Raw genomic sequence first — 15,511 nt, forward strand, 5'->3', positions numbered from 1 at the left:
TTATGCTCCATAAAACGCTTTTGATAAGGCTTTTTCGTCATCGCTTACTTTAAAGCGTGTATCATCCATATCGGCATAATTAAGATAAAGTTGATTTTCATCTAAGACATTGATTAAAATTTCTTTTCGCTCGTCTAGGCTGATTTGATTGTCATCGGCATCTTTTTTGTAGGCTTTTTGAAAATCATCTTTATCAAACCAAAATTTAAAAAACGCATTTTTTGCCATCTCGTTATAGACAGTATCTAGCTCGCCCATGGTTTTGGCATTTTGGATTTTTTCCATAAAATACAGATTGTATTTTTTAAGTTCAAAATACACAAATTCACCACCGCCTTGCCAATCTACCGCCTTTGAAATACCGCCTTGTTCGCCATTTAAGACATGAATCAGACGAGTAAGGGTAATATCCTCAATATAATCCATCTGTTCAATACCAATCCAACGCCGTCCCATTTTATGAGCCACCGCACAAGTGGTTCCAGAGCCTAAGCAAAAATCCAAAACTATATCATTTTTATTGGTTGCAATATGAATAATTCTTTGTAATAATTTTTCAGGTTTTGGTGTATCAAAAACCGTTTTGCTATCAAATTCTTTTACTTCTTTTTTGGCGTCTTGGTTATGTCCAACTTCGGTATATTTCCAAATAGTTAGTGGCGTAACTCCATCTTTAACTTCCGATAAAAATCTTTTTATGGCTGGAACATTATTGCCATCTTTTCCAAACCAAATACGGTTGTCAGCAACTAATTCTTCATAACCCTGTTTTGTTGTTCGCCAACTTGTGCCTTTTGGTGGATTGCAAATCCTACCATTTGGCGTAACTATGGTAAATAATCCAGATGTCTGCTCATCTTTTCTTAATAAATCACCCGCTTTCCACAATCCCCTTGGATCATTATCAGGATTTTTGTAGCGTGCATTCATTTCATCAGTTCTTGGCAACAAATTTGGTCGCCAGTTTTCTTTATTTTTGGCAAAACAAATAATATGGTCATGATTATCACTAAACCATTTTGCGTCATTTTGTGGTGCGTACTTTTTCTCCCAAATTAAATTATTAACAAAATTCTCACGCCCAAAAATCTCATCCATCAAAACCTTTAAATAAGCCTGTTCATTATCATCAATAGAGACAAAAATCACTCCATCATCACGCAAAAGTTCTTTGGCGATTTCTAGGCGGTTTTTCATAAACACAAGCCACGATGAATGATTGAAATTATCGTTGTATTTAAAGCTGTCCGAACCTGTATTATAAGGCGGATCAATATAGATAAGTTTGACTTGACCTACTAGGCGGTCTTTTAGAGAGTGTAGGGCAAGTAGATTATTGCCTTTGATAAGGAGGTTTTGGGTAAGGTTACCACTTTCATCAAAAAACGCTTGACTATTTAATGGGTTAGGCGAACAATGGTTGGTTGGTTGGTTGGTTGGTTGGTTGGTTGGTTGGTTGGTTGGTTGGTTGGTTGGTTGGTTGGTTGGTTGGTTGGTTGGTTGGTTGGTTGGTTGGTTGGTTGGTTGGTTGCCATCGTTGCGTGCAAAATGACGGTAATTTGTCAATACCTTTGGTTCAAAAAGCGTATCAATATCTTGTCCGTCCATTTTTAGATGCAAAAAGCGTTCACTGCGTGCTGTATCCTCTTTATTCATGCCCGCCTCTAACACGGCATCTTTAAAAGGAAAATTTAACACCACATTGTCTTGATGGGCGATAAAGCCATCTTTGTTAGTCAGTCCGATTTTGTTGCTGTGGGTGGTATAGCGACCCTTTTCAAAAGTGTTGTTTGCCATAATTTTACTCGCTGGATAAATAAAACTGATATAAATAAGGACGCATGACACGCCCTTATTGTTTTTTGATTAGTTAAGCTTTGATTGTAAAGTCTCTTGCAGCATGGCAAGGGCAGTCTCAAGCTGTGTGATGTTGCTTGCACCACCTTGGGCAAAATCAGGCTTGCCGCCACCTTTGCCATCAAGTTGCTCGCACAATTGCTTGATGATGTCGCCTGCTTTAACTTTGTTTATAAGCTCTTTACCAACGCTTGCGGTTAGGGCAATTTTGTCGTCATGAACGCTTGCCAATACTGCCACGCCGTTGTGCAGTTTGGATTTTATATCATCTGCCAATGAGCGTAGGGCTTTGGCATCTAATCCATTTATGGTGGTAATAAGCACTGGCACATCGCCAATGTGAACAACCTTATCCATCAAGGATTTAGCCTCTAGGCTGGCGAGTTTTTGGGTGAGTTGTTCTAGCTGCTTTTCAAGCTCTCGCTGCTTGTCGCTTAAGCCTGTAATGCGTGGCAGGATTTCATCTCGTTTTGCTTTTAGGTTGTTGGCAAGGCTACCAAGTACAGCATCGCCAGCTTGAACATGACGAATTGCACCCATGCCTGTCAGAGCCTCAATGCGGCGAATGCCAGCAGCGATTCCGCTTTCGCTGGTGATTTTAAACAGTCCGATATCACCTGTGCGATTGACATGCAAGCCACCACACAGCTCAATAGAAAACGGTGATTTGTCTTGCTTTTCGCCCATGGTCAGCACACGCACGGTGTTGCCGTATTTTTCGCCAAACAGTGCCATAGCACCTTGGCTGGTGGCGGTTTTGATGTCCATATATTCACTGTGGACAGGGGTGTTTTTTTGGATTTGCTCATTGACCAAGCGTTCGATTTGAATCAACTGATTGGTATCAATCGCACCATCATAAGAAAAGTCAAACCGCAACACTTCGCTGGATACCAAAGAGCCTTTTTGGCTAACCCCATCGCCCAGTACCGCTCGCAATGCAGCGTGCAATAAGTGCGTGGCAGAGTGGTTTTTGGCAGAGGCACGGCGAACATCATCAATCACCTGAGCGGCAACTGGCTGCTGATTGCTTAGCTCGCCCATTTTTACTGTGCCGTAATGAATAATGGCTTGACCTGATTTTTTGGTGTCTTCAACGGCAAATACCCCGCTTTGGCTACTAATTTCACCAGTTTCGCCAACTTGACCACCGCCTTCGGCATAAAATGGCGTTGCTGCCAGCACAATCACCCCTTGTTCGCCTTCGCTTAGTGTTTGTTGTGGCTGACCGTCTTTATAAAGACCGACGATGGTGGTTTCGCTTGCCAGTGAGTCATAGCCCAAAAATTGTGTGGCGGCATCAATCTTGATGATTGAGGTATAATCAAGGTCAAATTTGCCAGCATCACGAGCTCTTTCTCGCTGAATTTGCATTTGTGCCTCAAAGCCAGCCTCGTCCAGACTGATGTCTCGTTCACGAGCAATATCAGCGGTGAGATCAACAGGGAATCCGTAGGTGTCGTATAGTTTAAAAACAGTTTCGCCATCTAGCACAGCACCATCGGCAAGTTTGTCCAGCTCGCCTGACAGTAGGCGTAATCCTTGAGCCAGCGTTTTGGCAAACTGTTCTTCTTCTTTTTTGATGACAGCTTCGATATGGCTTTGTTGCTCAACCAGCTGGGGGTATGCCTGACCCATTTCTTGTGCCAAGGCTGCCACCATTTGATAAAAGAAAGCAGAGTCCGCTCCCAGTTTGTTGCCATGACGCACGGCACGGCGAATGATACGGCGTAGCACATAACCACGACCTTCGTTACTTGGGTGCACGCCATCAGCGATCAAAAAACCCACCGCACGGATATGATCGGCGATGACTTTTAAGGAGGCTTGTTGTTCATTATTAATGCCTAGAATTTTGGCGGCAGCGTTCATCAAATTGACAAAAATATCAATCTCATAGTTACCATGCACCCCTTGCATGATACTGCTGATACGCTCAAGCCCCATGCCAGTATCTACCGATGGTTTTGGTAGCAAATCCATACTGCCATCTTTTTGGCGGTTAAATTGCATAAAGACACAGTTCCAGATTTCAATGTAGCGATCGCCATCTTCTTCGGGCGTGCCGGGCAAACCACCCCAAATATGATCGCCATGATCATAAAAAATCTCAGTACAAGGGCCACAAGGACCTGTATCGCCCATCATCCAAAAGTTATCCGACTGATACAAGCCGCCTTTATTATCGCCAATGCGAATGATGCGATCGGCAGTTAGCCCAATGTCATTTTGCCAAATTTGATAGGCTTCGTCATCGGTATGATATACAGTAACATAAAGGCGTTCTTTGGGTAGGGCAAGCCAGTTGGGGCTGGTCAAAAATTCCCAAGCAAAATTGATGGCATCTTTTTTGAAATAATCACCAAAGCTAAAATTGCCCAGCATCTCAAAAAAAGTATGATGGCGAGCGGTATAGCCAACATTATCAAGGTCATTGTGTTTGCCACCTGCACGGACGCATTTTTGGGCACTGACCGCACGGCTGTAGTCTCGTTTTTCCAGTCCCAAAAAAGTATCCTTAAACTGGTTCATGCCTGCGTTGGTGAATAATAAAGTCGGATCGTTGTGTGGCACCAATGATGATGATGGCACAGGCGTGTGTTGCTTGCTGGCAAAAAAATCAATAAAGGCTTGACGCACTTCGTTTAGTTTCATGTTTTTCATAAAAAATCCTTGACCAGAATTGGCAAAAAGCTGGCAGATTGTTCGCTTGGCATATGCCAAAATAAAATTGATAAACGCATAATTTTAGCACAAATGACGGTAAATGTAAGCGATTTGTGGCTGATTGGTGTAAATTTTCCCAAAACAATACTAAACCATAAAAAAATTACGGATTTTTTTGAAAAAATACTTAACTTTTTGCCAAAAAAGGTGTATAACTATTATTATTCCACAAAAAATATGGGGTTTGTATGAATATGCCTTTGTTAAGTGCGATTTTTACCATTGCTTTTACGGTTAGCATTGGTATTTTATTGATTATTGCTTTTGTAACAGGTTTTGACAAAGCAAGTCATATCATCGGTTGCATCGTTATCGGTGCTGTGATAAGTTTGCCACTTGCCATTCTTGTTACCAAAAAGATAAATCGCTTAACTGGCGAACCAACCCATGCACCCAAACGATAATTGTTGGTTGTTAATCACATTTTGTCTGTAAAAAATTGCAGCTATTGATAATTTTTACTTAACAATAACTTTTTCATGGGTTATTTGACAAAAATTTAAGCTGTCATTGTCTCACTGCATGGCAAATGTTGGTTGCTGTGAAGTGATGACAGTTCAAATTGTAGCAATCTGGAGAATATGCCAAAAAAAATGGCGGCTGTTTAACCGCCATTTATGACAGGACTATTTTAGATAATCTTGCAGGGCATTTGCTTGTATGTCGGCATTGCCAATATAGCGATCAGGGGTTAATTCTCTTAGGCGAGCTTTGTCAGCATCAGGCACGGCATTTAGTTCATCGCCATCAATAAAACCAACCATCATCTCACGAGTCATCGCCTGACCGCGTGTCAGTGCTTTGAGTTTTTCGTAGGGTTTTTCAACATTGTAGCGACGCATGACGGTCTGAATGGGTTCGGCAAGCACCTCTTGTGCATTCTGCAAATCCTCTGCCAGTCGCTGTTTATTTAATTCAAGCTTAGCAATGCCTTTTAGACAGGCTTCAAAAGCAATCAAACTTTGGGCAAAGCCTACGCCCATATTGCGTAGCACTGTTGAATCGGTCAAATCACGCTGCCAGCGAGAGATGGGCAGTTTTTCGCCCAAATGTGCCAATACGGCATTGGCGATGCCAAGATTGCCCTCGGAATTCTCAAAGTCAATTGGATTGACTTTATGAGGCATGGTTGATGAACCAACTTCACCTTCTTTAAGTTTTTGTTTAAAGTATCCTAAAGAAATATAACCCCAAACATCACGGTTAAAGTCAATCAAAATCGTATTAAAACGGCGTAGGGCGTCAAACAGCTCTGCCATGTAGTCGTGCGGTTCGATTTGGGTGGTGTATGGATTAAAACTCAGCCCAAGGCTGGTTACAAACTGTTCAGCATTTGTTTGCCAATCAATCTCTGGATAGGCTGACAAATGGGCGTTGTAGTTACCAACTGCACCGTTGATTTTGCCAAGCAGTTCCACCGCCTGAAATTGACGAAGCTGGCGATGCAGGCGATAGGCGACATTTGCCATTTCTTTGCCGAGCGTGGTTGGACTTGCGGTTTGACCGTGTGTGCGAGACAGCATGGGTTCGGCGGCGTGCAGTTTTGCCAAGTTTGCAATCTCATCAATGATTGCTTGCATTTGGCTGCTAAGCACATCGCGACCTGCTTTTAGCATCAATGCGTGCGACAGATTGTTAATATCCTCTGAAGTGCAGGCAAAATGAATAAATTCACCCGCTTCACGAATCTCGGCAATGTCGGCAATTTTTTCTTTTAAGAAATATTCAACCGCTTTGACATCGTGATTGGTGGTGCGTTCAATTTCTTTGATACGCAGAGCGTCTTGTTCGCTAAATTGAGCAATAATTTCATCTAGGCGAGCATTGGTTTCGTCAGAAAATGGTGCAAGTTCGGTGATTTGTGGGTGGCGAGCCAATGTCTGCAACCAGCGAACCTCAACCGTAACACGAGCATGAATCAGACCAAATTCTGACAAATAAGGACGCAAAGCATCGCATTTGCTGGCATAGCGACCATCAAGTGGGGATAGGGCGGTCAGTGTTGATAATGACATGAGTTTTCCTAATGTGGGTTAAAACGGTAATAATACACAAAATAATCACGCTTAAGTATAGCAAATTTACTCATTTTTTAAAACCTTTCTGTTTGTTAAATATGTGTTAATTTATTTTGCTTTTATGCTGTATTATGTGTTATATTTGTTGTTGAATGTCATTTTTGTATTTAGGGAGAAAATCATGCAAAAATTTATCATTGCTACAGTGGCGGGTGCTTTGTTGCTGTCAGGGTGTGCAAGCACCAAGGCAATTAGCCCAGAGGCACAGGAAAAGATTCGCAAAGAACAGGCCACATATGAACAAAATGTCTATCGCGTCAAGCAGCAAAGTCAGGTTGATGTCGGCAATGCTAAGGTTAACTTGATTTTTCGTGAAAGAACGCTCGCTATCGAGCCTGATCTGACCATTGTTCAGCGAAAAAAAACAGCGGCAGTGGCGGTGTTAATCACTGTGGGCATAGTGGCAGCAAAGGGAGCGTACGGAGGTGATGGTTTTAGCAAAGATGACTTAAAAGGCAAAAAGCTAGAGCCTGCTTTGGCAAATCCAATCTTGGACTATGCCAAGCCTGATTTTGAGCAATGGCTACTGTCAAACCATGACAAGCTGACACCGCAAGACAAGCCACTTGAAAAAGTAACGGTAACGCCCAGACGCTTTGCACTGATTTATACCAAACTTGTGGGCAAAGAAAGTTATGAGCTAAATAACGAGCTTATTATTACGCTACAAAACAGCTGGGATAATCGCAAGGCGTATGAATATTTGTGCGATGTAAAATCGGCAGCCAAAACTTTGCCTGAATGGCAGGCGAATAATTACCAAGCGGTGCATGAAGCGGTAAAACAAAACATTCAAAGCTGCCTGAATAATCTGGACAATCAACAAGCACAGATTTATAAGAGTTTGTCATAATAAAAAGCACGGGTTGATGATTGGTCATTGACCCGTGCGATAGGCTTGGCAGACTTAGTCGGTTTTGGCATCGCACCAATCAATCACACCGCCACCTAGGCAAATATCGCCGTCATACAACACCACCGACTGACCTAGGGTAACAGCTCGTTGTGGCTCATCAAAAACCACACGCAGTTTATCACCCTCTACCAACACAGTACAGCTTTGGTCGCTTTGCCGATAGCGTGTTTTGGCAAATAGTTTGCTGCCGTGCTTGGGTGCATCATCAACCCAGTCAAGTTTATAAGCGGTCAGCTGCGTGCTTTGTAACCATGGATGGTCATGCCCCTGACCGATAATTAGGCGGTTGTTTTCAAGGTTTTTGTGCAGAACAAACCACGGCTCTTCGGGTCTGCCTGATACGCCACCGACACCAATGCCACCACGCTGACCGATGGTATAGTACATCAGACCATCGTGCGTGCCGATTTTTTGATTGTCATCGGTGTAGATATCGCCTTGTTTGGCAGGCAGATAGGTCTGCAAGAAGTCTTTGAATTTGCGTTCGCCAATAAAACAAATGCCCGTTGAGTCTTTTTTCTTGGCAGTGGCAAGATTGTATTGTTCGGCAATGGCACGCACGGCAGATTTTTCAAGCTCGCCTACAGGGAATAAAGTCTTGGCAAGTTTATCACCGCCCACTGCGTGCAAAAAATAACTCTGGTCTTTATTATTATCAAGCCCTCGCAACAATTTCGCCTTGCTATCGCTGGCAAAACTGCGGCGTGCATAATGCCCTGTGGCAATAAAATCTGCCCCCAGTGTCAGGGCATAGTCCAAAAATGCCTTAAATTTTACTTCTTTGTTGCACAAAATATCAGGATTGGGCGTGCGTCCTGCACGATATTCTGCCAAAAAATGCTCAAAAACCCTATCCCAGTATTCGGCAGAAAAATTGGCGGTATGCAAGTGAATGCCAATACTGTCTGCCACTGCCTGTGCGTCTGCCAAGTCCTCTAAGGCGGTACAATATTCAGTGCCGTCATCTTCTTCCCAGTTTTTCATGAACAAGCCCTCAACCGTGAAGCCTGCTTGTTTTAACAAAACAGCACTGACCGAGCTGTCCACACCGCCAGACATACCAACGATAACTTTGATGTCTTTTGGGGATTTATTCACGCTGGTTGCCACATCGGCAAGGGTAAAGGCAGTTGTACTCATGGTGTCTACTACAGATTGTGTGTATCTTGACTATATGGGGGCAGGGGGAATGCTTTCAAGTGGGCTGGACTTATTGTGGTTTATCTACTTGTGATGGCTGCTGTCTTGCTTATTCATTGCCAAAAAAATCAGCTTATGCTACATTATTATACTGGCTTGTGGTTTGTAAACGCCCTGTGGCTTTGGGGTGAAGATGACAGGTGTTGCCTTGATAAGGGCAAAAACTGGTCATCAGCAAAGTGGCTGCCACACCAGACAATAATTGCAAGAAGACTATAAATTATAAATAAGGCGATGATATGCTAAGAATTGGTCAGGGGCTTGATGTCCATGCTTTTACCGAAGGCAGTTTTGTAACGCTTGGCGGTATCCAAATTGCTCATACACAGGGCATTTTGGCACATTCAGATGGCGATGTGCTATTGCACGCTTTGTGCGATGCCTTGCTCGGTGCGTTGGCACTTGGTGATATTGGTCAGCATTTCCCTGATACAGATGAACGATTTGCAGGTGTTGATAGTAAGATTTTATTAAAAAATGTTTATGAATTAATTAAAAAAAATGGATACCAATTGCTCAATGCAGACATGACGGTGATTTGTGAAGCTCCCAAAATTGCACCGCATAATGCCGCCATGCGTGAGTGTATCGCTGATGTCTTGGGTGTGGAAATTAACCAAATTAGCATCAAGGCAACCACCAACGAAAAAATGGGCTATCTGGGGCGTGGCGAAGGAATTTTTGCCAGTGCAGTGGTATTACTTCAGGCGGTTTGATTAAAAATACGATTTTGAAATATTTTGTTACATTTTGAGTGAAAAATGAGTATTTTTTTTTCTTGACCGAGTTAAAAATTTTTGCTTTAATGAAATTGCACCAGTTGCTAGACTAAATGATTTGGTATTGGTAATGGGTGTATTTTCCATTAACTTTTAGCAAACAAGGAGTTAGCTATGAAAGAAGTTCAAAAATCAACCGTTCAACAATCAGTCGCATATACACAAGCTGTTGTAAGCTTAGAGCGTAAAAAGGCTAAAGCTGCACGGTGTATGTTTGAGTAAGTAATCGTTGTTGATTTACTGGAAAATTGTAAGGGCAATAGGGCTTTTTGCTCTATTGTCTTTGTCGTTAAAAGGAGTTTGATGAATGAATAGTGTGGATAATGCAATCAGAGCGTATGTTCAAGAGATGGATTTTTATTGGATTGAGAAAAAATTAACAACAAGCTATGATGGACAGGAAGTAACATGGACAGAGCAAGGAGTAAAAGACGCCATTCGCCAATATAAAAACTTTATGCTATTAATGAAAATCTACGATGGTACACCAGAGATTATCGTTCCTTCTATTGAAGTTGATGAAATTTGGCATAACCATATCTTAGATACTAAGGCTTATTTTAGAGATTGTGATGTCATCTACGGTAGGTATATGCACCACTTCCCTTATTTTGGAATGCGTGGCAAGGAAGATTTTGATAACCTAAATCGCTGTTTTGATAGGACGCAAGAGTTGTATTTTAAGCATTTTGGCGAGTATATGTATGAAGTGGATTTCTGATAATTTTCATTGGCGAGCTGAGCTAAAATTATCGGCGTCATTTTCATTAAACCGCTTTATGCCCATCTTTTTATATTTTGCCACATTGTTTTTGGTCATGCAGCTGGCAAGCCCTGAGGAAGCGGACGCTTATGTTTTGTATGCGTCATTGTATAATGTTGCTTTGGCACTGGGCTTGGGCATGGGTTCTGGTTTGCGGTTTTATGCGGCACGCTTGCCACATCGGCAGATTTTTGTCCCCATGTTGGTTTTGGCGACTGTGGCAGCTGTTTTGATTTCATTGGGATTTTTGTTATACACCAGCTATGCCTTGGTTGGTGATTTGGCAAACAGCAGTATCGCCATCGCCTTTGCTATCTCTATCATTATTGCTTTTTATTATGATTTTTTGGTGATATATGGCGAGAGCAAAAAGGTGGTGCAGGGCAGTAACTACAGCAATGCCTTGGCATTGCTGATTTTTTTTGTGATTTTTATTGCAGTGTATCAGTTTGGGGCGATATCAGAGTCGGTGGCGGCACAGATAGCGATTTGTTATATGCTGGCGGAGACTGCCATGCTGGGTGTACTTTCGTATTTTGCTTATCGCAACCGTGCCTTATTTAGCCAAGATGATACCGATGAAGCACAGCAGATGACGGCAGGGCGTTTGGTTGGCATGTATGGAGCGTTTATCCAGCGTGCCATGGCGGTGATTATTCCGATTATTAGCTTTAGCGTGCCGATTGTGCTGCTGCAGTTTTTTAAGCGATTATCCATGAGTCAGGCACTACTGTGGCTAAAAGACACTGTCGGTGCTGCCAGCATCCTGCAGACGCTGTTTATGGTGTCGCTGTTGATCTCGGTATTTGCGGTGGCGGTGAGTAATAATGGTTTTGTATTTTTGGCGAAATTTTTGACAAGATACGATGGTAGGGCGTCTGTATGGCGGTCGCTTGGCGATTATGCTTATTATACAGCATCAGGTTTGGCTTTTTTAATGGCGTTATCGGCAGTGGCTGTTTGGCTGATTTGTATTGGACTGCTTGATTTTCAGCAACCATTTTTGGCGTTTGTCCGCGAGTATCCGATTGCTGTTTTGTTGTTTTTATGTTCTGAGATGCTGCTTTGGGCATTGATGACCTATGGCAGGGCTCTGGGCGAAACTTGGCGAATACAAAGCCTGTGGCTTATGGTGCTGATGTTTGCAGGTTTGGTATTGTCAATGACGACAGTTGATTTGCCATCTTTGGTATGGGGATTTGTGGTGGCAAATATGGCAGCTTGTGTTTATGCGGCATTTTGGTTGTTTGACAATGTCAGGCAGCCAAAAGTAAACAAGGCATGACGGGCAGATTGGCTTTGGTGTTTTATACCATTTGGAAGTTGCCAAGCGATTATTGGGATTGATTGGCATTTGGCTTATGTGATTTCTTTATTGTATTATTAATAATTTTAAAATAGGAGAAGCGATGATTGATAATCAGACCGCATTGCTATTGATTGATTTGCAACTGGGCTTTGATGAAACGGCACACTGGGGTGGCAATCGCAACAATCCAGACTGTGAGGCGGTGTGTTTTGATTTGCTGACAGCGTGGCGTAAAAGACAGATGCCGATTTTTCACATTCGCCATGCTTCCACCGAGCCAAATTCGCCATTGGCACCACATCGATCAGGATTTGCGTTTAAGCCGCTAACCGCACCGCAGGCAGGCGAGCGGATAATCCAAAAACAGGTCAATTCTTCTTTTATCGGCACGGGTTTGCAGCAGCAACTTGATGAGGTGGGGATTAAAAAACTGGTGCTGGCAGGGCTTACAACCAATCACTGCGTATCCACCACCGCACGCATGGCGGGCAATTTGGGCTATCAGGCGTGGGTGGTGCATGATGCAACGGCAACTTTTGACCGCAAGGGTCATGATGGCACGGTATATCCAAGCGAGCTGATTCATCGGACGGCGTTGGCAAGTTTGCATGGTGAATTTGCTACCGTGCTTGGCAGTTGTGATGTGCTGTCCATGCTAAAAAATCCACAAAACCCTTTAAAAAATCAGCAACCACCTTTATAATAAGCTAATTCATACCAATCTTAGTTTATCATTATTTAGGAAAAGTTATGACTGATATTAATCCAGAAATCAAAAGCCTAATTGAAAATCAAATCAAAGATCATGCTGTACTTTTGTACATGAAAGGCACGCCGCAATTTCCACAATGTGGCTTTTCGGCAAGAGCGGTGGAGGTTTTGACTCAGATTGGCAGACCATTTGCCTTTGTCAATATCCTAGAAAATCCCGAAATTCGCAGCACGCTGCCATTGATTGCTAACTGGCCGACTTTTCCGCAGTTGTGGGTGAATGGCGAGTTGATCGGTGGCAGTGATATTATCCTACAGATGTATCAGGCAGGCGAGCTTAAGCCGTTGATTGAAGAACATAGCCCAGAAGTGTGATTTATGTGCTTGTATATCAGCTTGGTAAGTGCCAAGCTGTTTTTGTATGTCTTAAAGCTGGCTTGCTGGATTTGAACCAAATATCATAAACGGGCGATGGCTTGACTTTGGTTGGCATTGCCAAATCTCAATCCGATTAATCTGGGCGAATGAAAAACCTCCGCCAACCTACACCAAATCCTCAAAGCCCAACCGCCCATGGACTAAAGTCAAATTTACTGTACTCTTCACCCACTTGAGAAAAGACATGTAGAAAATATTCATCAAGCATGGCTTTGGGGTTGGTGATTTCATAAAGACCATGAATAAAATCCCCTCCTTTTGCCCAAAATACTCGATGATCATAATAAAGGCAGGAGTATTTAATTTATCTTTTATAGTTTCATCAAAAATACCATACCAGCATTAATTGATATCTTAATTCTTTGCTCGATAAATAAGTATAAGTTTTTGGAAAGTGGTTTTTAATGATCGTATGGTTTCATTAAAACACAAGTCTAATTTTCCCATATGAAAATCATTGATATTTGTAAATTCTTTACTAGATATAAAGTCACGCTCTTTTGCCTTGATGTCCAAATAAGTATCTGCAATATATGCAATTTTTTCATTATCAAGATCAGAATTTAATTTTCCTACTGTGTAAATAGCCATATATCAACCAATCCCTTTTATTTAATCTTATATTGTATATAAAGCTTTTTAGCCTTTCATCAATCTCACTCTGAGTTTTTCTCAAATAACCCTTATAACCAGCATCCACCTTTTTACCCTCCAAGTCTCCCAACCTGTACTGTTTAATTCAATTTTTGAGCCTTTGGAAGAGTTGGCAGATTGTAGCATGGGCTGTGGGTTTTCGGGATTGTTTATGATAGAATCCTGTACTTCTTTGGGCAGCTTACTAAAGGAGGGTCTTTGGTAAAATAGCTCTGTGGTAGGATGTGGTCTACACCTACTGTATATTTAGTCGCATCTTCTAGATTGCCAGTCAGAGGATCTTTAACATATTGCTTGCCATTGATGGTGGTAATCTTGTTGATTGGTTCATTTTTATTGATTAATGGATTTCGCCAATAAATTTCACCATCAGCACCAAAATGCCTATCATCTAATTTGCCATATCGATCTTCTAGGCTGGCTCTGATAACATCACAACAATTCGCATTATGCACCCACACACCGCATTTGCCAATGTGGTAGGTGTGAAAATCCTGCACCTCAAAGTTATAAACTGTTTCGGTATTGGCAAGCTTTCTTTGACTGATGATTATAACATTGGCAAGCCCATGTTTGTCAAGCAGTATCATGCCTTTTTCTAATAAAGAGGCTTTAAGATAACCAATGCCTTCCACCCAAAATGGGTGTTCTGCGGTGGTTTTGAATACTTCTGTTGTGTTGTCATTGTCATGTTTTACAACAACTTCATAGATTTCTTGATTAGGCGTTACTTTGGTGGCAATAACAGGACGATAGCCATAAAGAGTACCAAATTCTTGACGAGACCAAATTAAATCACCATGATTAATGGTTTCAATGGGTTTTAGCCTATGAATGGTATGAATAAGCGTCCCTGCAACAAAGCAGACATTACCAGCATCTTGGGCTAAGTCTTTGGCATCGCCTTGTAGGGTTTTTAGTAAAACATAATTATTTTGCTCGTTCAGATTATATTCTATTTTTTTCAAAGATGATTGTCTATAATCTTCATCTGTAACAAACCGTCCAACATCATCAACGGTAGATTTATAGCAGAGTAAGTTTCATCAAGACTCATGTTTTGTATTAAATCTGCCAGTTTAGAAGTACTCAAAACACTGTCTTGCACTCCCTGAATCAAACCATTGATAAACTGATATTTGGCTTCTGTGAGAGCAATGACTGCTTCTGAAGTATTGATATTGTTTAACAAATTGGCATAATTTGCATAACTGTTAGTATCAAATGCACTATTTAAAAACAACCTTTGATTATTAAAATCATCATCTGTGGCTGTAAAGCTTCGTCCAGCCTGACTTAAATATTCATTTGCTTTTGATGCATAAGGGTTAATTGATGTTTTTCATCATGTACCACCTTTTACAGGATATGCGGTGATAAAGTTTCCCTTTGTGTCAGTTAAAAGCTTGGCTTGACAGCGAGAGAGGTGGCATCTACAGGATTTAAATGCTACCATTTTATCATCTCTCCAGTACTGATAAGTTCAGGTTTATCAGGGTCTATGGCATAAAGATGATACCAAGCCTTTATTGATGTATGGGTTGATAAATTGTAAAATTACGGTTCTAAGATGTGGATATTTGGTTGAACATCCTGCTTCTGTAAAAATAAAATTACCATCGGCACCTCTAGGTATGGTGATTTGATGCTTTAAAGTACCATCTGAATAATAAATAGCAGCATGGGCAGGCGGTGAGAAGTACCAAGGGGGTTCTTTGATTTGACTAAAAGAACTGGGTTCTTCTCTGAATATGACTAGAAACTCGGTTTTATCTTCATTGATGATGTGTATACCTTCTGAAAAAGGTGGTATCCATTCGGATCCGTCTTCATAAATTATTTTTTCCCAAAAATATAGGCTCAATATTTCGTTTTCTTTTATCAAAAATAACTTCGGAATACTCGTCCCGCTTTTTGTATGGGAATTCCAACACAGTACCATCTTCATATTTATATACATTATAAATATCTAATGCACATTCCACTCCAAATGACCACCCATTCCACTCTTCACGTGACCACTTATTCCACTCTGATTTAACCACCCCATAAAAAACCACCAGCCAAGCCAATCTGCTC

14 protein-coding genes are annotated in these 15,511 nt (G+C 41.7%); 7 read left to right on the plus strand and 7 right to left on the minus strand.

Annotated features, from left to right (window positions below; translation table 11 throughout):
• Together BW928_RS01220 and alaS are read right to left on the minus strand one after the other, a co-directional pair.
• Complete coding sequence (locus BW928_RS01220) at window positions 1–1,797, minus strand: DNA methyltransferase (RefSeq protein WP_076554407.1); 1,797 nt, start codon at window positions 1,795–1,797, stop codon at window positions 1–3.
• 69 nt (window positions 1,798–1,866) lie between these two features.
• The gene (alaS, locus tag BW928_RS01225) at window positions 1,867–4,521 is read right to left on the minus strand and encodes an alanine--tRNA ligase (protein WP_076554408.1); all 2,655 of its coding nucleotides are present in this window, start codon (window positions 4,519–4,521) and stop codon (window positions 1,867–1,869) included.
• Between the two features lie 251 nt (window positions 4,522–4,772).
• Here alaS and BW928_RS01230 point away from each other — a divergent pair, with 251 nt between their 5' ends.
• Window positions 4,773–4,988 carry a hypothetical protein gene (locus BW928_RS01230; protein WP_076554409.1) on the plus strand — a complete coding sequence of 72 codons (216 nt, stop codon included), beginning with the start codon at window positions 4,773–4,775 and terminating at the stop codon, window positions 4,986–4,988.
• Between the two features lie 222 nt (window positions 4,989–5,210).
• On the opposite strand, the gene purB is transcribed toward BW928_RS01230, so the two are convergent.
• Window positions 5,211–6,599: an adenylosuccinate lyase gene (gene purB, locus BW928_RS01235; protein ID WP_076554410.1), complete on the minus strand. Its 1,389-nt coding sequence runs from the start codon at window positions 6,597–6,599 to the stop codon at window positions 5,211–5,213.
• Between the two features lie 184 nt (window positions 6,600–6,783).
• Between purB and BW928_RS01240 the strand changes: the two genes are divergently transcribed.
• A complete protein-coding gene (locus tag BW928_RS01240) occupies window positions 6,784–7,515 on the plus strand; it encodes a hypothetical protein (RefSeq protein WP_076554411.1) in 732 nt (243 codons plus the stop codon).
• A 54-nt stretch (window positions 7,516–7,569) separates the two neighbouring features.
• Here BW928_RS01240 and mnmA read toward each other — a convergent pair whose 3' ends face one another.
• Complete coding sequence (mnmA, locus tag BW928_RS01245) at window positions 7,570–8,718, minus strand: tRNA 2-thiouridine(34) synthase MnmA (protein ID WP_076554412.1); 1,149 nt, start codon at window positions 8,716–8,718, stop codon at window positions 7,570–7,572.
• A 299-nt stretch (window positions 8,719–9,017) separates the two neighbouring features.
• Between mnmA and ispF the strand changes: the two genes are divergently transcribed.
• From ispF to grxD, 5 genes are all read left to right on the plus strand, one after another.
• The gene (ispF, locus tag BW928_RS01255; RefSeq protein ID WP_076554414.1) at window positions 9,018–9,494 is read left to right on the plus strand and encodes a 2-C-methyl-D-erythritol 2,4-cyclodiphosphate synthase; all 477 of its coding nucleotides are present in this window, start codon (window positions 9,018–9,020) and stop codon (window positions 9,492–9,494) included.
• 370 nt (window positions 9,495–9,864) lie between these two features.
• Complete coding sequence (locus tag BW928_RS01260) at window positions 9,865–10,278, plus strand: glycine-rich domain-containing protein (RefSeq protein WP_076554415.1); 414 nt, start codon at window positions 9,865–9,867, stop codon at window positions 10,276–10,278.
• Window positions 10,262–11,605, plus strand: coding sequence for a hypothetical protein (locus BW928_RS01265; protein WP_076554416.1), 1,344 nt, complete (start codon window positions 10,262–10,264; stop codon window positions 11,603–11,605). Before BW928_RS01260 ends, BW928_RS01265 begins: the two co-directional genes overlap by 17 nt.
• Before the next feature lie 124 nt (window positions 11,606–11,729).
• The gene (locus tag BW928_RS01270) at window positions 11,730–12,332 is read left to right on the plus strand and encodes a cysteine hydrolase family protein (protein ID WP_076554417.1); all 603 of its coding nucleotides are present in this window, start codon (window positions 11,730–11,732) and stop codon (window positions 12,330–12,332) included.
• Between the two features lie 47 nt (window positions 12,333–12,379).
• Window positions 12,380–12,715 (plus strand): Grx4 family monothiol glutaredoxin, encoded by a 336-nt coding sequence (gene grxD / locus BW928_RS01275; RefSeq protein ID WP_076554418.1) that lies wholly within the window; start codon window positions 12,380–12,382, stop codon window positions 12,713–12,715.
• 417 nt (window positions 12,716–13,132) lie between these two features.
• On the opposite strand, the gene BW928_RS11905 is transcribed toward grxD, so the two are convergent.
• The 3 genes from BW928_RS11905 to BW928_RS01300 form a co-directional block, all read right to left on the minus strand.
• Window positions 13,133–13,369: a hypothetical protein gene (locus BW928_RS11905; RefSeq protein ID WP_076554419.1), complete on the minus strand. Its 237-nt coding sequence runs from the start codon at window positions 13,367–13,369 to the stop codon at window positions 13,133–13,135.
• A 212-nt stretch (window positions 13,370–13,581) separates the two neighbouring features.
• Window positions 13,582–14,400, minus strand: a complete 819-nt coding sequence (locus BW928_RS11910) for a polymorphic toxin-type HINT domain-containing protein (RefSeq protein ID WP_227516522.1) — start codon at window positions 14,398–14,400, stop codon at window positions 13,582–13,584.
• A 524-nt stretch (window positions 14,401–14,924) separates the two neighbouring features.
• Window positions 14,925–15,380, minus strand: coding sequence for a hypothetical protein (locus BW928_RS01300; protein WP_143821440.1), 456 nt, complete (start codon window positions 15,378–15,380; stop codon window positions 14,925–14,927).
• Between the last annotated feature and the right edge of the window lie 131 nt (window positions 15,381–15,511).

Source organism: Moraxella cuniculi DSM 21768 (assembly GCF_900156515.1).
GTDB classification, from domain to species: Bacteria; Pseudomonadota; Gammaproteobacteria; order Pseudomonadales; family Moraxellaceae; genus Moraxella; species Moraxella cuniculi.